The sequence below is a fragment of the Desulfobulbaceae bacterium genome (assembly GCA_013792005.1).
GTDB lineage: Bacteria > Desulfobacterota > Desulfobulbia > Desulfobulbales > VMSU01 > VMSU01.
Genome location: VMSU01000027.1, coordinates 1 through 19,328 on the forward strand (window position 1 = coordinate 1; position 19,328 = coordinate 19,328).

The 19,328-nt window shown below is 52.1% G+C and carries 17 protein-coding genes; all 17 read right to left on the reverse strand.

Features of this window, described 5'->3' with window-relative positions:
* Window positions 1-167 precede the first annotated feature (167 nt).
* The 17 genes from FP815_01275 to FP815_01355 all read right to left on the reverse strand — a co-directional run bounded on the left by FP815_01275 (window position 168) and on the right by FP815_01355 (window position 17,027).
* The gene (locus FP815_01275; protein MBA3013569.1) at window positions 168-677 is read right to left on the reverse strand and encodes an O-acetyl-ADP-ribose deacetylase; all 510 of its coding nucleotides are present in this window, start codon (window positions 675-677) and stop codon (window positions 168-170) included.
* A gap of 19 nt (window positions 678-696) precedes the next feature.
* Complete coding sequence (locus tag FP815_01280) at window positions 697-1,698, reverse strand: glucokinase (protein MBA3013570.1); 1,002 nt, start codon at window positions 1,696-1,698, stop codon at window positions 697-699.
* A 179-nt stretch (window positions 1,699-1,877) separates the two neighbouring features.
* Window positions 1,878-3,521, reverse strand: coding sequence for an AMP-binding protein (locus FP815_01285; protein MBA3013571.1), 1,644 nt, complete (start codon window positions 3,519-3,521; stop codon window positions 1,878-1,880).
* Window positions 3,514-4,377 (reverse strand): alpha/beta fold hydrolase, encoded by an 864-nt coding sequence (locus FP815_01290; GenBank protein ID MBA3013572.1) that lies wholly within the window; start codon window positions 4,375-4,377, stop codon window positions 3,514-3,516. The genes FP815_01285 and FP815_01290 overlap by 8 nt, the downstream gene beginning before the upstream one ends.
* A gap of 8 nt (window positions 4,378-4,385) precedes the next feature.
* On the reverse strand, window positions 4,386-5,411 hold the full coding sequence (locus FP815_01295; protein ID MBA3013573.1) for a 3-oxoacyl-ACP synthase III: 1,026 nt from the start codon (window positions 5,409-5,411) through the stop codon (window positions 4,386-4,388).
* A gap of 86 nt (window positions 5,412-5,497) precedes the next feature.
* Complete coding sequence (locus tag FP815_01300; protein MBA3013574.1) at window positions 5,498-6,301, reverse strand: SDR family oxidoreductase; 804 nt, start codon at window positions 6,299-6,301, stop codon at window positions 5,498-5,500.
* A 116-nt stretch (window positions 6,302-6,417) separates the two neighbouring features.
* On the reverse strand, window positions 6,418-6,864 hold the full coding sequence (locus FP815_01305; protein MBA3013575.1) for a beta-hydroxyacyl-ACP dehydratase: 447 nt from the start codon (window positions 6,862-6,864) through the stop codon (window positions 6,418-6,420).
* Complete coding sequence (locus tag FP815_01310) at window positions 6,851-7,597, reverse strand: SDR family oxidoreductase (protein ID MBA3013576.1); 747 nt, start codon at window positions 7,595-7,597, stop codon at window positions 6,851-6,853. Before FP815_01310 ends, FP815_01305 begins: the two co-directional genes overlap by 14 nt.
* Window positions 7,598-7,648: 51 nt before the next feature.
* Complete coding sequence (locus FP815_01315; protein MBA3013577.1) at window positions 7,649-7,993, reverse strand: DUF3024 domain-containing protein; 345 nt, start codon at window positions 7,991-7,993, stop codon at window positions 7,649-7,651.
* Between the two features lie 8 nt (window positions 7,994-8,001).
* Window positions 8,002-9,408 (reverse strand): NAD(P)/FAD-dependent oxidoreductase, encoded by a 1,407-nt coding sequence (locus FP815_01320; protein ID MBA3013578.1) that lies wholly within the window; start codon window positions 9,406-9,408, stop codon window positions 8,002-8,004.
* Between the two features lie 193 nt (window positions 9,409-9,601).
* Window positions 9,602-11,011 (reverse strand): NAD(P)/FAD-dependent oxidoreductase, encoded by a 1,410-nt coding sequence (locus FP815_01325; GenBank protein ID MBA3013579.1) that lies wholly within the window; start codon window positions 11,009-11,011, stop codon window positions 9,602-9,604.
* Window positions 11,012-11,014: 3 nt separating this feature from the next.
* The gene (locus FP815_01330; protein ID MBA3013580.1) at window positions 11,015-11,266 is read right to left on the reverse strand and encodes an acyl carrier protein; all 252 of its coding nucleotides are present in this window, start codon (window positions 11,264-11,266) and stop codon (window positions 11,015-11,017) included.
* 80 nt (window positions 11,267-11,346) lie between these two features.
* A complete protein-coding gene (locus tag FP815_01335) occupies window positions 11,347-12,591 on the reverse strand; it encodes a beta-ketoacyl-[acyl-carrier-protein] synthase family protein (GenBank protein MBA3013581.1) in 1,245 nt (414 codons plus the stop codon).
* Window positions 12,592-12,841: 250 nt separating this feature from the next.
* Window positions 12,842-13,486 (reverse strand): DUF480 domain-containing protein, encoded by a 645-nt coding sequence (locus FP815_01340; GenBank protein MBA3013582.1) that lies wholly within the window; start codon window positions 13,484-13,486, stop codon window positions 12,842-12,844.
* A gap of 115 nt (window positions 13,487-13,601) precedes the next feature.
* The gene (locus FP815_01345; protein ID MBA3013583.1) at window positions 13,602-15,077 is read right to left on the reverse strand and encodes a ketol-acid reductoisomerase; all 1,476 of its coding nucleotides are present in this window, start codon (window positions 15,075-15,077) and stop codon (window positions 13,602-13,604) included.
* Window positions 15,078-15,161: 84 nt separating this feature from the next.
* Window positions 15,162-15,434 carry an HU family DNA-binding protein gene (locus FP815_01350; protein ID MBA3013584.1) on the reverse strand — a complete coding sequence of 91 codons (273 nt, stop codon included), beginning with the start codon at window positions 15,432-15,434 and terminating at the stop codon, window positions 15,162-15,164.
* 168 nt (window positions 15,435-15,602) lie between these two features.
* On the reverse strand, window positions 15,603-17,027 hold the full coding sequence (locus FP815_01355; protein ID MBA3013585.1) for a sigma-54-dependent Fis family transcriptional regulator: 1,425 nt from the start codon (window positions 17,025-17,027) through the stop codon (window positions 15,603-15,605).
* Window positions 17,028-19,328 lie beyond the last annotated feature (2,301 nt).

Here is a 19,328-nt window from a genome sequence, read left to right on the forward strand (position 1 = left end):
GCGATATACAGGTAAGCGATCGAAGAGAGACTCCGAGGCGCGGGGTGTGTTTTGTGAGTGAGGCCATACATATGGTATGCCGAACGAGCAAAACCGCCACGCAACGCAGTAGATCGGACTTTTTGCGACGCCATCAACTTTAGCTTAGAATAAATCGTCGGGTCGTCCTATCCCAACAATCTCTCATAGGCCAGCCTCGTCTCGTGATTAAAGCAGACAAAGATCACCCGCTCCAGGCCCATATTCTGTTCCAGGGCAAGAGAAGTCTGTTCCAGAGCGATGGTGGCAGCTTTATCCTTAGGGTAACCATAGACTCCGGTGCTGATGGCCGGGAAGGCAATGGTTAGCACCCCCAACTCCTTGGCTAAACGGAAGCTGTTCCGGTAGCAACTGGCAAGCAGACCGGACTCACCCAAACCCCCTCCTTGCCAGATCGGGCCCACGGTGTGGATCACATACCGGGCGGGCAGCTGGTAACCGCGAGTCACTCTCGCCTCTCCAGCCGGGCATCCGCCAAGAGTGCGGCACTCGGCAAGCAGATCCGGTCCAGCGGCCCGGTGGATAGCCCCATCTACGCCACCACCACCCAACAGCGATGAATTAGCAGCATTGACAATGGCATCGACTGCAAGGGTAGTAATGTCATCCCGAGTGAGTGAGATACGGGTGTGGTACAAGGTGTTCACCTTTCTCCTCTCAAGTCAGACCCATGGCCAAACGAGCGGCGCCCAACAGGGCAGTCTCGGGGTTTGTGACCAGATGCACCGGCATGGCGGCAAGAAGCGGCTGCATGGGTCCTGGCCGAACAAAAGAGGTCATGAACACCTCCTGAAAAGCAGGAATGATCTTGGGCGGAATACCGCCGCCGATAAAAAAACCGCCGGTGCTCAGAGTTTTAAGAGCCAGATTTGCCGACTCGACCGCGATGATCTCGACCAGGAGCCGCAGGGTGGCGCAACAGAGGGGATCACGTTGAACAGGGCTCAGCGCGGCGCTGGTGATCACCGGCGCGGGGTCTATTGCCGCCTCTAAGGACTGAGCCAACCAATCCGGCTCAGGGTGCGCTCCTTCCTGCTTCAAAAAATCATAAATTACCGGCAATCCACGGCCGGAGGCCAAGAGATCAAAGGTTTCCGCCCCACTACCTCGGGCGAAGAGAAACTCTGCCAGAGCAAGCTGCTGGCGGGTGGCTGGCGAAAACAAACCGTGCCCCCCTTCGGTCGGATAGGCCTGATAGCGTTGTCCGTCCCAAAACATCATCGCCTCGCCCAACCCGGTCCCTGGGGCGATTACCGCAAGCGGCCCATGATCAACAAACGTGCCTTTGTTCAAACAGAGAAGCTCACTTGCCGGAATGCCGCCAATCCCATAGGCAGTAGCCACCAGATCGTTGACAACCTCAACCTCGGCAAGGGCAAATCGTTCTCTGACCTCCTCGGCATCAACAGACCAGGTAAGCTTGGTAATCTTGGCCCGGCCGTTGAACACCGGTCCCGCCACCCCAAAGGCTGCCCGCTGAACAGTGAGGCCACAAGATTCCAAAAAATCGGTGACCATCGTTTCGAGATCGACATAGTCACGGCTAGCAAAAGATGTCTGAGCCAAAGGCTGGGAGAAATCGCCAGTGGCATAAACCGCAAGGTTGGTCTTGGTCCCGCCGATATCTCCGGCCAGAATACGCGCTACGTCAGTCATCATCAATTTCTCTCTGGTTCATGTCCACTCCTGTTGGTGGAAGGAATCTACCCTTGGCGCTCGATAATGCCGCAAGTAACCTGCAGGCGCTTAATGTGTGGGGGGTGATCTGAGGAGAACATAGACATCAAACACCGGCCAGATCTCAGCAGCTGCGCCCATGACAATCATAGCCAAAGCCATCATCCGGACACCTTGCCCGCAGCCCAGACCGCAAGTTTCTCGCGGAAAATTTTGGCATTATGGCGAATATCCACCGGAAACGAATCGTGGACCAGAAAATTCTCAATCACAGCGGTATGAGCGTGTTGCAGCGCCAGCTTCCGCAGCTCGACAAAGAGCGTGCCGGTATCTGTAATTGTGGCATTAGGCTCGACGATCAACACCGGCAGTTGACGGCCAGGCTCACCAACACCAACCAGGGCGGACCTGCTAACCAACGGATGACAATTAAACACCGCCTCGCAGCAGATGGTATAAAGCGTCCCGTTCGCTGTCCGCACCCGGTGGGCCTTGCGTCCGCAGAACCAGACTCGCCCAGCGTCATCGCAATATCCAAGATCTCCAACCCGATGCCACGCCCCATCCCCATCCTGAATCTTAGCTAACAGATTTTCCTGGTCATTATTGTCATAGGCCATGGTTACTACCGGACCACGGACAATAATCTCCCCAATCGGACAAGATGCCAGTTTAAGACCTTCGTCATCCCCTACCCTTAAGGGCAGTGCGTCGGGCAGTCGCCCCAGCGGATCATCACTGACCGGGATGATCCGCACCTCAATGCCGGGGAGCGCCCGACCGACGCAGACCCCCAGACCTTGCTGGGTTAACGGCCAGGTTTCAGCCAGCGCCTCACGTCCGGTGATGGAGACGATGGGCAGCGACTCGGTGGCCCCATAGGGGATATGAATCTCGGCATCATCATGAAGTACGGCGTGAAGCCGCTCAATCAACTCACCCGATACCGGGGCGCCGGCCATCAGCACCTTGCGCAGACTCGGCAGACGGATGGCGTGGGTCAGCGCATAGCGGCTAATCACGTTCCAGATGGCAGGAGAACCAAAGGAGTAAGTTACCCCATACTCGTTAATCGTCTGGATAAATTTTTCAGGGTCTACCTGAGCCGGGCGGGTGGGATCCATATCAGGAATCACAGCGCTTGCCCCCAAAGCGATAGAGAATAGGGCAAATAGGGGAAAAGCCGGCTGATCGACATCGCCGGGGCCGATACGGTAATAGTCTCGAATTTGATCGAGCTGGGCCTGAAAAATTCTATGCTCGTAACGAACACCTTTTGGAGGGCCGGTGCTGCCGGTGGTAAATATGATAGCGGCCAGATCGCCGTCTTTCGTCGGGGTAATGTCAAGCTCACCCATAGGCTGCGGCTTAGGAAGTTCCGTGCCCAGCAGACCAAAGGCCCGCCCGACACAGATACGGCGCCGGATTGTGACGAAGGGAGATCGGAAGAGGCGGCTGAAGAGTTGGGCTTTAGGGATACCAATCAGGACCGATGGTTTGACCGACCCGATGCAGCGCAACAAATTGCGGTAGCCCATCCCGGGATCGATCAAAATGACCACCGCTCCTGCGGCAAAGAGAGCAAAGGCGAGGCAGACGAACTCCTTCGATGGCTTGACCATCAGCATCACCCTATCCCCCGGGCAAATCCCCTGCCCTCTCAGAAAGCCGGCATACGATGCAGTATGAGCATGAATCTCGGAAAATGTCCACCGTTGCCAGCGCCCCCTCTCCTTAGCAATCAGCGCTGTATTACCACCCCCCCTGCGAGTGGCCTCGACCAGGGCGACGGCGATGTTAGCCATCCGTCTGAACCTCATGGAAGAAATCTCGAACCATGGGCTCAATCTCGTCCCCGGCATCCTCCAGCAGATAGTGGCCTGCCCCGGCAAAATAATGCCTGCGCGCTTCAGGAAAGCGCTTGAGCCATTCAGCGTAAAAGACATTATCGAAGCAAAAATCCCTGCCGCCCCACAGGATCAGCATGGGCTTCGAGCGAAGTTTTGTCAGATTCTCTTCAATGCTTTGCAAGACCGACCACGAGACATGACTCTTATCTAAAGGAATATCGCGAACAAAGCTGTAAATCGCCACCCGATTTCGCCACGAATTATACGGGGCCAGATAGCCATGGGAGACCTCACAAGGGAGCTTTCTCGCCACAGCCATGGTCACTGCCGGGCGAGCAAAACCATTTAAGCCACGCACCAGCAACGCCCCTAGCCAGGGCAAACGACATAACCAAATACGCCAAGGGATGCGGGAGGAGCAAAAAGCCGCGGTATTGGTGATCACCAGCGAACGGATTATCTTAGGATGACGGCCAGCAAAGCCCATACCGATCGCCCCGCCCCAGTCATGAACCATCAGCGACATATCACAAAGCCCCAGATGATTGACCAGCGCAGCCAGATTATTGATATGGGTTTCCAGAGTGTAGGGGTAGTCCTGAGGCTTAGCAGAGAGGCCGCAGCCCATGTGATCGGGAACGATGACCCTGAACTCGGCGCGGAGGGCTAGAACCAGGTTGCGATAATAAAACGACCAGGTGGGGTTGCCGTGGAGCATGACAATCACCGGACCTGTTCCCTCGTCAAGATACGACATGGTCAAGCCGTTGATATCAAAAGATTTGGGAGTGAAGGGATAAAGAGCGCTCATCTTGACACCTACCACTCCACGCCGAGCATCAGGCAATTGATCCCGCTGCCAATGCCGAGCAGGGCGGCACGATCACCGGGCAATATCTTCCCTGCCTCAACCGCCATGGCCATGGTGATCGGGGCAGACACCGAACCAACGTTGCCTAAGCTGGCCAGCGTCTCGAAATTGTTTGCCGGGTCAAGACCCAAGGTCTCCATCAATAGCCGGGCATGAGCGCTGCCAACCTGATGGCAGCAGTAACAGGCAATACTCTCCGGTGACCAACCCAGTTCCTCCATAAATTCCGGCCAGACCTGAGCCGCCGTCTCCACTCCACGCTTCAACAACTCCTCGGAGTCGGTCTTCATCAGCGTCCCAGAACTCCCGCCATCACCCTGACAAAGGTTACTGTGACCGGTATTGGCGCGACATGCCCCACCAACTAACCGATGGCCCTCCCCTTGCGTCCGCGACAAGACACAGGCCACCGCCCCGGAACCAATAGTAAGCGACGCGAAAGAACCCTTAATGCCTTTACGGGTAAGGGTCTCATCAGCCAACAGCGAGGCGATGGTGGTTTCGACCAAGTCTTCCGCAGTCTCACCCGCAACCAGAAGGCCATGCCGGATCTGACCCAACTCGATCATTGAGGCCAGCACCATCATGCCGTTCAAAAAACCCAAACAGGCGTTGGAGAGATCAAAGATCAGACATTGCCCATTAAGACCCAAAGCGTGGTGAACAAAGGAGGCAGTGGCCGGCTCGATCATATCACGGCACACCGACGTATTGATCAAACAATCGATATCGGATGGAGCAAGACCCGAAGCGGCCAACGCCTTGGCCCCGGCTTTGGCCGCCCCATGGCTCGGACGAGTGCCCGGATCCCAGAAACGACGGCTGTCGATACCGCTCATCAGGGCCAACCGCCCATGGGGTAGCTTCAACCGGGTATAGACCGGTCCCAAACGCTCCTCCAGCTCAGCAGATGACACCTGATGAGGTGGGAGTTGATAAGTAAGTGAAGAAATAGCAACATTAGAAAAATGCATGAGATGATCTGTCGTTATGTCCCGCTGTAGGGCAATGGAATTGACATGGGTGTTTCTGCTATGATTCTGAAACTAATCCCGAAAGACTACGCACCGGTAACCCGGCGGACGATCTCTTGATCGAAATAATTAATCGCCATCCCAGCGTCAACGACCACGGACTGGGCAGTGATCCCTGAGGACCGCTCCGAGAGTAAAAAAACGGCAAGATCGGCGGCTTCCCTGGTCTCGATAGCCTTTTTTCGTGGAATAACCTGCTCAGCAAAGAGGTAGGAGTCAACATACCCTGGGATTCCGGCCGAAGCGGAAGTCTTAAGCAAGGCAGGACAGACGGCATTAAAACGCACCCGCGAGAACTCGGAAAAGCTCTTCGTTAGAAAGCACAACGACGATTCCAGTGCCGCCTTGACCGGAGCCATATAACCATAATTTTCTGCCGCCATGCGAGTGGTGGAGATAGAGATGGTTACCACCGAGGCATCAGCATCAAGAAGCGTGCTAAAATGGTTTGCAATGGCGATCAGCGAGAAGCATGAGATATTCACTGCCTGCAAAAAATCCGCCTTAATCATCCGATGAAAAGGCTGAAGCCCAGCCGAGTAGTTGGCAAAGGCAATCGAGTGAACCAGCCCGTGAATTGGACCACCGACTTCATGAGCAATCTCGTCCCGAACCCGGATGATGTTTGCCTCATCCTCGACATCGCAGCAATACACTCTTGATTCAGGAAAAAGTTTACAAGCAGTAGTTCGCCGTTCCTCACTCCGCACCACGAAAATAACCTCGGCTCCCTCCTCCACCAGTACTTTGGCAATGGCACAGGCAATCGACTTTTTGTTGGCCAACCCGAAGATAACGATTCGTTTTGCTTGCAGATTCAGAAAGGACATGGGAGTAGCCAGGCACGAGTGATTGAGTGGTTAGTCACGAGCCAGAAAACGTCCATTGAAAAAATGACCAGTCTGGCTTTCGTCACCGGTTATGGGGTTTACCGCAGACAGAAATCTTACTCTGGTGGCTGCAACACCACCTCGGCGCAGCCGAATTCAACACTAACCGCAGTCTTGCCCCCAAGTTTGACCTTACCCTTCATGATCCAGGACGGACCAACTATCTCCACCAGCTTGGCCTCCAGAACCACCAAGCTATCGGGCGGGACCTGTCGTTTAAATTTAGCATTGTAGATCCTGGTCAAGACCGGCAATCCATTGCTTGACCGCTGTTCCTGCTGCAGACGATACGCAATCAGCGCCGCTCCAGCCTGAAATACCGCCTCGCAAAGAATTACCCCCGGAGTAATCGGATAGTTCGGATAATGACCATGATATAAGGAAAAATCTGCACTGAAGAATTTTTCGGCAACAATAATAGTGTCGTTTAAAGAGAGGATCTGATCCAGCCACAAAAAGGGAGGACGATGCGGAATGAGGGTTTCAATCTCAAATGCCACCATTAATCTCCAGGACTGAACCAGTTATGTAGCCAGCCTTCCGACTGGCCAGAAAGAGGACCGCATCCGCCACCTCGTCCGGGGTGCCAAACCGACCCAAGGGAACCAGCTTCTGATACTCTGCCTTACGTTCCGGGGTGAGCGAAGCGATCAAATCGGTGTCGATAAAGCCAGGTGAAACACAGTTAACTGTGATCTTGCGCTTGGCTGTCTCCTTTGAAAGTGAGCGCATCAAACCAATTTGCCCGGCCTTGGAGGCGGCGTAGTTAGACTGGCCGACAAAACCCAAGTGGGCCATAGGGGAGGTAATGAAGATAATCCTTCCGAATTTCTTGCGAGTCATCAGCATGACCGCATGCTTTGCCATATTATAGGAACCGTTCAAGTTCACATCAATAACCCGCCCCCAGTCCTCTGCCGGCATCATGGCAAGGACTGCATCCCGCCGAATACCGGCATTGCTGACCAGAATATCGAGACTACCAAACTCTTCCTCAATCCCAGCATAGAAACCACTCACCGCCTGATAATCGGCGACATCGCACCGGTGAAGACGAAGACGAGCGCCATGGGCCGCACACTCCGTCGCAAAAAGTTCTGCCGCTGCGTCATCACCGCCGTACGCGCCAATAACCGTCGCCCCCTGCTCCAGCAGGGCCTTGGCAATAGCCGCGCCAATGCCTTTTGTAGCGCCGCTGACCACCGCCACCTGCTGATCAAATTGCCCGATTGTCATGGCCGTTATCTCTTCTTCTAGTTGCTGTGTAGGTGAAGCTGAATAGAGCGATCAACCCCAAAAAATACCCGTGGGGTCATTATCGACCTCAGCCAACAATGATTCGAGTCGCGAATCCTCATTATGCTCCGGATAGTGCATGCGTTTATCGTTACGATCAAAGCAGTAGAGCTTCCACTTCCGAGTCTCGGGATTGAACTCAAATTGAGCGATTTTCATCCTAATCCATTGACCAGGTGCCTGGAAAGCCTGCCGCGACTCAACAAGATAAAGTTTATTACCGCGCAGTTCATAACTGAGCCGAACTTGATCATGGATAGATCCGGGAATACGCCTATCACAATAGGCGTCCATTATCTTCATCACACGCCGTTTGTCTATTTCAAGAAGCGCCATTGGAAAATTTACCCTCGGATATAGGCATCAACATCATTAGCAACAATGACCCCGTAGTTAATCGCACCAAGCCAGCCCGACATGATGATCCCCACCGACCCGACATGAAAGAGACCAGGCACCACCTTGAAAATTGAACGGGAAACATCAAGTCCCTCGAACTTGGTCCCAAAGGACGACCCTTTGGTGTGTAGGGTATAGCGTTGAAAGGTCTTGGGAGTGGCAGCTTCAAGCCAGTCACACTTGGCACGGATATCAGGCAGATATTTTTCGAGTCCGTCAAGCGCCCGGTCGATCATCCGTTTCTTGGCCTGCCCATAAGCATCATCATCAAGACCTGCCCAATCATCGTAACGGGCATTCATGGAGGCGACAATGGTATAGCGGTCATGGCCCGGACGAGTCCTGGGGTAATAAAGAGAGAAAGTACGGCTCTTAGTCTCCAAATCCAGCATCTCATCAGCGCTGAAATTCTCCGCCTCGGAAGTGAAGAGCAGATCACCGATGTCAGGGATGGTCTCATCTTTCTGCACCCCCATATAGACCTGACAGCTCGAATTATTGACTTTAACCAAACCGCTTTCCTCTATGAAATCAGAAGGAAAGGCCTCGCGTCCGGCCAGATCATTAATGGTGTTTAAAATCCCGGCGTTTGAGACCACGGCACGGGCCATAATCTCTCGCCCACCCGCCACCACCCCACGCACCCTGCCCTGATCGATAATAATCCGATCAACCTTAGTGCGGTCACAAAAGGTCACCCCATTTTTTTCCGCCTCTTCCACCATCATCCCAATCAACTTATCGGTGCCACCGGTGAAGGTAAACACTCCCCGATCCATGAAATTCGAAAAAACAATGCCATAAGTAATCGCCGGATCATCCAAGGTCGAACCGTTGGCGTAAGTAATAGGCTCCATCAACAGACGATGAACATCACTACGGCCAGGAAAAAACCGGTCAAACAACTCACGGGTGGTCATGGTCCGGTCATCGTAAAAATTCATCCCGGCAACAGTAGCAAAGAACTGATCGATCACGGAACGGCTGATCCGAAAGTTATTTTCCAGAATCGAAGTAAAATCCTGTCGATCAAAAGTGGTGGTCAGCGAAAACTGAGGGTTATCAAAGCGAATAGCATTAAGCTGAACGATGGAGTCCATGATCGCCCGGTTCCAATACTTGCGGCAGGTTTTGACCATGCCATAAGGGAAGCCGTGGAGGGAGATATCGAAGATATGCCCCCGGCGCTTAAACCAGGTAGCAAGTCCTCCGAGTTGATGATGATGTTCCAGAAGGAGGACGCTATGCCCGGCCCTGGCCAAGCGATTGGCTGAGGTCAGTCCGCCGAGGCCGGAGCCAATGACCACGATGTCATAGGCCTCGCGAAGATCGTCGCTTGAGTGATAAACCATAAATTATTAATACTGATTTGTATTTGATTGTTACTATTCTGCGTTATTCGGCTTGATCACATCGAGCCGAAAGTGACCGATTGAAATCATGCATTTACAGACCGCACATGAGAAAAACCCCTGCCACCTGCGCGAGGGGGAGGGGGAAACATCTGGCAGAAACTTAACCGGACAACAAGGTTACAAGTAACAATCAAATAGTTGTCAACAGATGCTGATTAACGATGGTTACTCCGCTGAGCATCGCACCGACGATTCCCAAGAACCCCTGGTCGGTCCCGGCCAAAAATAGATTGGGATAACGGGTTCGACCATCCTTGACTTTGAGAGGACTGCCGTAAACTGCGCCATCAGCCTTGCCGCTATACTCTTCGATAGTAAGCGGAGTAAAAGTGTCTTGATATACAATGTTTTGACTGAAATTCCCAATCATTTTGCCGATTTTCGCCAATGACCGCTCCTGCCAGGCTGATTTCATTTCCAGATAACCACTGGAGCGCCCCTGACTCGCCCCAATGTCGGCTTGGCGAAAGATCTCGTAATTAGCGGGATGGGTCACCCTAATCTGAACCATCTCGGTTTCCGGCAGCCCAGCAAAATTCTCTGGGAAATTAATAACACCAACGCTTAGGTCCATAGCCTCAACAGGTCGATGATAAATGAATTGTTCACGTTCGCTAAAAAAAACACAGGTGCTGTCATGGCGAATCCCGGTCAACTCTGCTCGCGGCAGCAAATAGATGGACTCTACAAAACTCATCCTGCCGACATAGTCATCCTGATCTCCCTCAAGACAATCAGGCGCCAGGGCCTTGGTAGAGGCAGCGCCAATAGTCGAGATCACACTCTCGGCCATCAACTCCTCTCCGGAGGCAAGACGGACCCCAACCACTTGATCCTGGTTCACAATCAACGATTGAACTCCGGCCTTAAATCTAATCTCTCCGCCTAGCTCCTGATAGTGATTGAGCAGCAAGGAGAGAAAATCACGGATAGTGCCTTGGGGCCTGAAAAAACCCTCCAAGTAAACAGCCTGGAACATGATTACAAACTGAGCCAGATCCATGTCGTCCTCCTGACTGTTGCCGTAAATCATCAAGGGGCAGAGCAGCATTTCGCACAGAAGAGGATCAGGGATAAAGGTCTTAAGCGTGACGCGAGCGGAGATCCAAGGTCTGACAGTGAATGGGTCGTAACTCCTGACAAAATCAACGAGCCGAGAAAACCCTGGGGATGACGATAAAAAACAGGTGGAAATTTCATCCTCAAGACAGGCTATATCATTGGTAAAGCGGAGACAGTGAGAAGGGAAAATGATCTCTGAACCGATCTGCTGATGAGCCTGGAAGGACTTTCGAGAAAGCTTCAATTGACGGAACAGCCGATTTAATGGCGCGGCCCGGTCTTCCGGTCCGGCATAATTGGTCATGGCATGGAGGCCGGTCTCCAAAAGATGACCCTGGCGATAATAATAAGAATTCAAGCCACCAGGTCGAGTGTGACGTTCAAGAATAATGACCGGTCTGCCGAAACGGGCCAGACGGATGCCTGCGGCGAGCCCTGACATCCCGCCGCCAATGATGAGAACCGGTCTTTCGCTCACTGCTTAAAAGTCGCGCAGTTTGGGCTCCAGATAGTTGACGCATGATTCAAGCGTCGCCAATTGCGGGTAATCCTCTTCCGGAATCTGTAGCTTGTACCGCTTGCGCAACTCCATAACAATATCGAGAAAATCCATTGAGTCAAGATCAAGCTGATCTCGCAACGGTTGATCAGCCGCCAAGGTAGTGGTATCGGCTTCTTCATCGATATCCTTGATAATTTCAATAATTATATCACTGATAGCATCTCTGGTCATCAACACTCCTCGTTTCGATCAGATTGATAGTCTGAAAAAAGCTAGATAGTCAGCCTGCAACAGCATAACAGTCAACCAACCTAGGCAAATTTTTTAACAATAATAACTGAATTGATCCCCACCATTCCAAAGGAGTTGTTGAGGATAATGTCAACCTTGTCCACAGCCTGTGGCACGTTCAATACCAAATTGGGCAGGGCGCATTCCGGATCAAGCCGGTCAACATTGATGGTGGGATGCACCATATGGTCATCAAAGGCTGGCAGGTTAGCGGCAAGTTCCAAGACCCCGGCGGCTCCCATGGCGTGCCCAATTATGCTCTTGGTATTGTTGAAATATGTTGAGGGACAATCGGCAAAGATCTCAATCAAGCCTCGGCACTCTTCGATATCACCCTGTCTGGTACCTGTGGCGTGGGTATTAACAATGTCAACCTCATCTGGCCGCAGACCTGCGCGCTTCAGCGCCAAGCGCACGCACTCAGCCTGACGAGGCCCGTGAGGCATGACAAAGTCCAAGGCATCGGAATTCATCGCATATCCCACAATTTCACCATAGATCTTGGCGCCTCGCATCAAGGCCCGGTCAAGTGTCTCCAGGCAATACAGACATGCCCCCTCGGAGATGACGATACCGTCACGATCAAGATCAAAGGGACGACTGGCTTTAGTGGGATCAGGATGAGCGGCTAACGCCCCCTGGGCTTTAAAACTGGCAAAGATGCCAAACGAACCCACTGACTCGGAGATGCCGCCGCACAAAGCAAGATCAACCTCGCCTAACCGCAACATCTGAGCCCCCTGAATCAGCGCTGCGTTACCGGCAGCACAGGCGGCCCCCACTGAGTAGTGCGGGCCGGTAATCCCAAGGCTCATCGTGATCTCACCAGCCGGGTTATTAAGTACGGTCCGTGGATTATGATGATGAGTCCAATAATCCACATTATAGCCGTACTGACTGATATTATAGACCTCATTCTCGGTCTCGACGGTCCCGTGCTCGGTCAGACCGATATACACTCCGGTCGCATCACGACGGTACTCACTGAAATCAATCCCGGCATCGGCCAAGGCCTCATGGGCGGCATACACACCCAAGCACCCTGCCCTGGTCCCGCGTTTATTGTCCTTCTTCTTGCGGTACTTGGTCTCCGGAAAGGTGCAGACCCCGGCAGGGGCCTTGCCCATGTAGCGCAACTCGATCTCACGGATCTCACTTCGGCCTGCCAATACTTTGGCCCGAAAGTCCGTGAGGTTATCAGCATTCGGTGCGGCAAGTCCGACCCCGGTAATCACAATCCGCTGTTGTGCTGGCAGTATATCCATCAATCAATCCCTGCGGGCTCGGCGCAACAGACAGTTCACTCTCCCGGAGTCTCATTTTGTTCGCTTACCCGGGGTCGCACTTTGTTCGCTTACCTATTTTTGCATCCCGGCTTAATTGACGGGGAGTTTCTCAAATACGCACAATACAGAGAGTAGGATACGTCACAACATGCCCCATCCCCTTGTAACACAGCAAGTCCTTACAAAAAGAGAAAAACTATAATAAAAAATATCCAGTGTGTCGACAGGATTATTCGAATTGACGTCTGAACTGGTCAAAATCAGAGCGGAGCTGTGCTAAATCAGCACGCAAGGTTTCCACCTCATCGGTCAACGCCTCAATCTTGTCATTTTCAGCCCTCACCACCAAAGTGGCAGATTCTGGACGGGATATCGCTTCCTCCACCTCAGGCTCACCAGATAACAGGTGGGCGTATCGCGACTCCTTACGACCTGGCTGGCGAGGGAGCTTAGCAACATACTCGGCCTCAATCATCTCAGACAAGGCTGCCTCGACGGCCTCAAGATCATCAAATTGATAAGCCCGTTCAGTACGTGTCCTTAGTTCACCAACAGTCTGGACCCCCCGCAAGAGAAGGACCATCAAGATCGCTGACTCTCGACCAAGCAAATTATGGCGCCCAATAAAAGTTTCAGCATATTTGGGTACCCGACTGGCATCACTCTGGACCACCAAGCGCTTTTCTTTCAGGCTATCAATGGCCCGTACGACCGTAGTTTCATCAAAATCAACAATCGGCTCGCGGTTTGACTTCTGATTACAGGCTGCGGTCAAGGCTACCAGTGACAGTGGATAATAATCCGGAGTGGTCAGGCTCTTTTCAATCAATGCACCCAGAACCCGCGCCTCGATATCACTCAAGATAAAATCCATACTCCCTCCTCAAGATAGCATCTCAGCAAAAAAACAACGAAGGCGCAAAAGGATCATATCCTTTTGCGCCTTCGTGAGGTAACTTCACTTTTACGTGGTACGTAGATACCGCAGATTAATTGAGGAAAGCAATATCTACAGCAGGCCGAAGGGTAGCGCAGGTGGCCAGGGCCTGATGGACCTTGTGCTTTTTGAACTCATCAATCAATGTCTGATCAGCAGGTGTACCCTGATCGTAATTCACCAAGGCCTGCTGGCTCAAATTATAGTCAAACCGTGGCGCCCATTTTCGAGACCCCAAGCGAGCAGTGGTGGAGCAATTATCGACCATGAAAGCCACGCCCTTGTGATGCATATATGGATTCAATGAGTCTACCGCTTCAATAACCGACTCATTACAGACCTCGCTCAAACAATGACCTTTCTCAATCAACAGATCAATCTGGGCCATCATGGTGGCGCAATACATGCCAGCGGTAAAGGGATCGATCTCAACAGGGACGTCTGTCCGGGCAGCTCGAACCGTTTCACCTACCTGCCACATCTTGGTGCCGTCAATCTTGCCCATCGGGTAACGAGCAAACCGCTTGCCGGCCATGATCACAGTCCTGATTTCGTTACAGGAAGAAACTTCGTCATAGATCTCCATCAGAATATCCATGGCCGGACCATAGGAGTGACTATAGATCTTCTCAAAAATCCGCTTCCCTTCTTCGCTCAACTGCTCATAAACTGACAAAATACCCTTATGAGAGATGGTCTTACTGATCGGACCGGTGATATTTTCAACTGAGGCCCGAAAGGCATCCTCCGCCGTCATCCCCTGCTCCATCACATAGCGACGATACAGCGCCTCGACAATGCCGTGAACCGCACCGAGGAGAATACTTCTCTCACCAAAGATATCGCTGCAAAACTCGTTACGGAGCGTGGTCTTGAAGATGTACGGAGCGCCAACGGCCACAGCCCAACCCAAAGCCAAGTCGGTTGCACGACCGTCAATATCCTGCTCCACGGCAAAGCTACTGTTGATCCCAGCGCCGTTAATACTCTTGCCCTGAACATACAGCCTGCGAACTGATGGCCCCATCCCCTTAGGACAGACACCTACCACATTGATATTCTTGGGAAAGGACTTACCAATGCTCTGTAAGTAGCCCAGCAGGAAGCCATGAGACAAACCCAGGGTTGCCCCATCTTTCATGGCATCGAACACAGATTGATAATTTTCAGCTTGGGCAGCATCCGAGATCAGCAAAACGACCATGTCTGATGACTTAATCACGCTGTACATCTCACCAAGGGTGCCATCGGCCTCGTTAAATCCTCCAGAACGGGCGCTCTCCATGGAGGAACTTCCGGCGCGTAGACCAACGACAACCTTAACAGAAGTCCCCTCAAGTGATTCTTTAAGATTCTGAGCCTGAGCTGGCCCCTGCGACCCCCAACCGATCACACCGATCTGCTTAACACCAGCAAACGCCTTCTCCAACAGGGAAAAACGGTCACGGCCACCACGAACAATCTGCTCCTCTGTTCCGGCAAGGGTAATGATTTCAGTTTCAAACACTTTCGAAGTAAATCCAGACATTCCTATTTCTCCTGTACAGAAAAAAAAATCTCCCTAGTGGGGAGATTTTTTACACACAACCCGCCAAATGACGGGATGAAGATATTAATTAACTGCCTGTGACAGCCCCTTACCAGCCTTAAACTTTGCAACCTTCTTGGCTGCAATTTTCAGGGCCTTGCCATTGCTCGGATTACGTCCAGTACGAGCAGCACGTTCTGCTACAGTAAAGGTTCCGAAACCTGTCAAAGAGACAGAATCACCATTAGACATGGCAGTGGTAACGGTCTCAATAAGCGCCTGCAAGGCTCTGCTGGCATCGGCCTTAGTGATTCCTGCATTTTCTGCAATTGCTGTTACGAGTTCTGTCTTATTCATAATTCCTCTTCTGCTATATTGTTATAAAAGTCATGGGTGTACTCTCAAATCCCACACCCATACAGCTTATACGCTAATTGTCTTTGAACGAGTTATTAACTACACAGCGACAAGAGTTGCAAGCATAAAATAGCCTTGAAAACAAAAAAACCACAGGCCGATCCCGTGCTACCGATCCTGGTTTCGAAAATCATCGGCATCAACACCATAACGTTGCATAATTTTCTGCAATGCCACCCGAGTAATTCCTGCACGAATCGAGGCTTTAGACACATTACCATGGGTTCCTCCCAAAAGAACTTTCAGATAATTTCGGCTGAATTTTCCCATCACCGTATCCTTGGCCTCTTTATATGAAGGTAACTCCCCCCCGGACAACCACTCCACCGCCACACAAGGAGCCTCCGGCGCCTCCCCCCGATCAAACCCGTTCATGCATTCAGGCCCTATTAAATCATCGCTACAGAATAAAACGGCTCGACGAATCACATTCTGCAACTCTCGAACATTGCCAGGCCATGAACGCTTGGTCAAAGCGGCAAGGGCCTCACCACTGAACTTCTTAAGCGGCAGGTTTTGTTCAACGCAAGCCATCTGGGCAAAATGATTGGCGAGAAGCGGAATATCCTCTGAAATCTCATGCAGTGTCGGAGTCCAAATCGTCACTACGTTCAGTCGATAAAACAGATCACTCCGAAAACTCCCCTCAGCGATCTTTTGCTCCAAATCCTGATTGGTAGCAGCGACAATCCGAACATCGACCTTCCTGGTCCTGTTTGAACCTACAGGACGGATCTCACTCTCCTGCAGCACGCGCAGCAGCTTAACCTGAACACTCAAAGGGATATCGCCAATTTCATCAAGACAGATCGTTCCCCCATCCGCTTCTTCAAACAAACCGGGATGAGTCGAATCGGCACCCGTGAAGGCCCCTTTTTTATGTCCAAACAACTCGCTTTCAAGAAGATGCTCAGGAATGGCCGGGCAATTGATGGTGACCTGCGGGGCATCCTTTCTCCGACTTAAGGCATGAATAGCCTTTGAGGCCAACTCCTTCCCCGTTCCAGACTCACCTCGGACAAGCACTGTATAATCAGTACGTGCCACTGCCTGAATATGATCATAAAACCTGCGCATTGGCTGCGAGTTGCCAACAAAGTTAGCAAACTTGACTCGATCCGATATCCGCCGTTTCAGAATCATGTTCTCGCGAATCAGATCACTCCGCTCCAATCCGATTGGAACTATCCTGAATACCTCATCTTGATCGAACGGCTTGCAAATGAAATCAAAAGCGCCATGCTTGACAGCCGACACTGCCGTTTCAATACTACCAAATGCTGTCATCACAACCACTGACACAGCAGGGTCTGCCTTCTTGATCTGCGCGAGCAGTTCCATCCCGTCCATTCCGGGCATCCGAAGATCGGTAAACACCATCGACACCGAACCCTCCTGAATAAGGACAAGCGCCTGCTGAGGATCGGTCAACGCCACAAACGTGACTTCTGGAAACTTCGATGACAATAATGACCTTAAGCCCTCTGCCAGCTCCTGTTCGTCATCGACAATTACAATTGTATATGCACTCATTAGTCTGCTTCCCGCTTTGTTACCTCAACAAGGAATTTCTTGTTAAGCGAGAAACATCATAACAGCCTGACACCAGTTTGTTGACAAAAATTTATTGGCCAGGATACGACTTGACTCTTTTCAGCAAAATTGCTACTGATTGCTCACACTATTGGCCGTCTAAAAGGTGATCAAATATTCCAATATGATTATCTTTTGGACATTCCGCCAATGGTGCTTTAAGGCATGATGTACGCCTTTTCTATATACACCGGCGTAACTCAATGGCAGCATAACTGATTCCTAATCAGCTTACAATTGAGCTACGCCGGCCCTTTCACTTTCTGCTGATCTTTAAGTTTAAGCACAACCCAAAATTGACAATCTCGCAAAAAGTCCGGGGATGGCTAAGCAGGTAAGTGAGCCTGCGAAACTCCGAAAGGTGCGATATACAAGGCGCGGGGTGTGTTTTGTGAGTGAGGCCATACATATGGTATGCCGAACGAGCAAAACCGCCACGCAATTCAGTTCAATCCCCGCTGGTGTTGGACGGGGACGCAGTAGATCGGACTTTTTGCAACGCCATCAAAATTGACCTGCACCATCAAATTACTCATCAGCCACAGACCCAAGTCAGCCCACCAGACACTCCGTGCAGTTTCCATCTCCTTCCAAGCGAATGCTGTGCCACCCAACCTATTTCTTGAAATGAAACAGACCGAGGGATGCCAACAAACGCATTGAAATTAGCGCCCTTTACCACTCTAGTAGACCACCGGGAAAGCGAGTACACTCGGAGCACCAGTTCCGGTGCTACGAACATCAACCGTGGTCGGAATCGGAGCAATACCGGCCACGGTTTTTTCACAATAACCGGTGACGCCGTTCAAAACCATGGCGCCACGGTTGACCGCGCCTGGCTGAGTAGTAACAGTCAGCAGACCACAGCCCTGATCATTCTTGGCAATAACCACTAAAGCGCCACTGACATTGACCACGGCCGAGTTGACAAACACCCGATCACTGGGTGATGCCAAAGCGGTAAAGTACGGAATCTGGGTGGTATCAGCGGGTTTATTGGCCACATTGAACCGGGTGTACGGGGCAGTGAAGGAGAGAGTGTACCCCTTGGTCGCCCACTGACCACCAACCGTAGAACTGGTACCTGCTGTGGTGTAGGCCGTTGCCCCAGCAGAGCCGCCATAACCTAATCGCTCACCGCCAGGCTGAACAGCAGTATACGGTCGACCAGTGGTTGGGAAGGCCGATGTCGTGCTGTCAAACCAACTCCGAAGCGCCAAGTTGATGACCGAGTTATTGGAGACAACCGCAGAAGCATTAGCCCAATGACCGGAAGAACCATAATACAGACGAGCGTTATTAGTACGCGAAGCCGCGTTACGAGCCGTCAAGGCATTATTCATCGGGTACCCCTGAGCAGTCCCCGGAGTTGAAAACCGTTTAAAGTTACGATGGCCCGGGTGATAGAACTGGAATACCAATGGCAGTCCATTACCACTCGCCTCATTGATCGGCATTGCGTTAACACCGGAACCCCAGCCACCTTCGGTCGCAGAGCCGACAGCGCCAGCGGCAACACCGTTATAGAGACCACCGGCAAGGACGGTCTTGCGGGTGTACCCTGCGATAGCGGTAGAATCCCACCAGACTTTATCGACGATGCTCCCCCTGACAACAGAACCGGGGTAGCCATGGAAGGGCGCGACCACCGGGGCCTGACGCACCCCATTGTTGTAGACCCTGCCGCCATGGCAGTCGAAACACATCCGGTAGTCGTTGATTGCGCTGCCGGTCACCCCGGCAATGGTGTGCGAGGTAACTATACCGGCAGTAGTAACACCGGCAGTAGTCCCCTTGATGTTGGTCAACTTGGTCGGACGCAGACCATTTCCATTACCAAGCCTCAGACTGTAAACCACAATCTGGCCGGTTTCGTTGTTAATATTGACATGACAGGTCTTACAGGCCAGTTGCGATGGTGATGCAGGACCGACACCCGTTGCGGCAGTACCATTATGACAGGACTGGCAGGTGCCGCTGGTGGTCAGGGAGCTTGTATGGTGCATGGCCTTCTTGGTCGCAGTATGACACTGGACGCAATTTCCGCCACCATCATTGGTGACGGCAGTGCCTGGGCTCATGGTAGTGACACCCTTGGTACCGGGGGCGATTACCAACGTGCCGTTATAGGCAGGGCTAGCAACGATCAGATGGCAAGTGGTACAGGCGTCGTGAACCTTCGGATCACCCGTACTTACCGGAGCAGGCTTGCCAGTGAGGGCGGCAGTCAGGGTGTGACAA

What these genes read in the sequence shown, in the direction of transcription:
- FP815_01345 (MBA3013583.1), bottom strand. Translation starts at nt 15,077, where the DNA reads ATGTCTGGATTTACTTCGAAAGTGTTTGAAACTGAAATCATTACCCTT.
- FP815_01280 (MBA3013570.1), bottom strand. Translation starts at nt 1,698, where the DNA reads ATGATGACTGACGTAGCGCGTATTCTGGCCGGAGATATCGGCGGGACC.
- FP815_01305 (MBA3013575.1), bottom strand. Translation starts at nt 6,864, where the DNA reads ATGGTGGCATTTGAGATTGAAACCCTCATTCCGCATCGTCCTCCCTTT.
- FP815_01320 (MBA3013578.1), bottom strand. Translation starts at nt 9,408, where the DNA reads ATGGTTTATCACTCAAGCGACGATCTTCGCGAGGCCTATGACATCGTG.
- FP815_01295 (MBA3013573.1), bottom strand. Translation starts at nt 5,411, where the DNA reads ATGCATTTTTCTAATGTTGCTATTTCTTCACTTACTTATCAACTCCCA.
- FP815_01315 (MBA3013577.1), bottom strand. Translation starts at nt 7,993, where the DNA reads ATGGCGCTTCTTGAAATAGACAAACGGCGTGTGATGAAGATAATGGAC.
- FP815_01285 (MBA3013571.1), bottom strand. Translation starts at nt 3,521, where the DNA reads ATGGCTAACATCGCCGTCGCCCTGGTCGAGGCCACTCGCAGGGGGGGT.
- FP815_01330 (MBA3013580.1), bottom strand. Translation starts at nt 11,266, where the DNA reads ATGACCAGAGATGCTATCAGTGATATAATTATTGAAATTATCAAGGAT.
- FP815_01335 (MBA3013581.1), bottom strand. Translation starts at nt 12,591, where the DNA reads ATGGATATACTGCCAGCACAACAGCGGATTGTGATTACCGGGGTCGGA.
- FP815_01300 (MBA3013574.1), bottom strand. Translation starts at nt 6,301, where the DNA reads ATGTCCTTTCTGAATCTGCAAGCAAAACGAATCGTTATCTTCGGGTTG.
- FP815_01355 (MBA3013585.1), bottom strand. Translation starts at nt 17,027, where the DNA reads ATGAGTGCATATACAATTGTAATTGTCGATGACGAACAGGAGCTGGCA.
- FP815_01290 (MBA3013572.1), bottom strand. Translation starts at nt 4,377, where the DNA reads ATGAGCGCTCTTTATCCCTTCACTCCCAAATCTTTTGATATCAACGGC.
- FP815_01350 (MBA3013584.1), bottom strand. Translation starts at nt 15,434, where the DNA reads ATGAATAAGACAGAACTCGTAACAGCAATTGCAGAAAATGCAGGAATC.
- FP815_01340 (MBA3013582.1), bottom strand. Translation starts at nt 13,486, where the DNA reads ATGGATTTTATCTTGAGTGATATCGAGGCGCGGGTTCTGGGTGCATTG.
- FP815_01310 (MBA3013576.1), bottom strand. Translation starts at nt 7,597, where the DNA reads ATGACAATCGGGCAATTTGATCAGCAGGTGGCGGTGGTCAGCGGCGCT.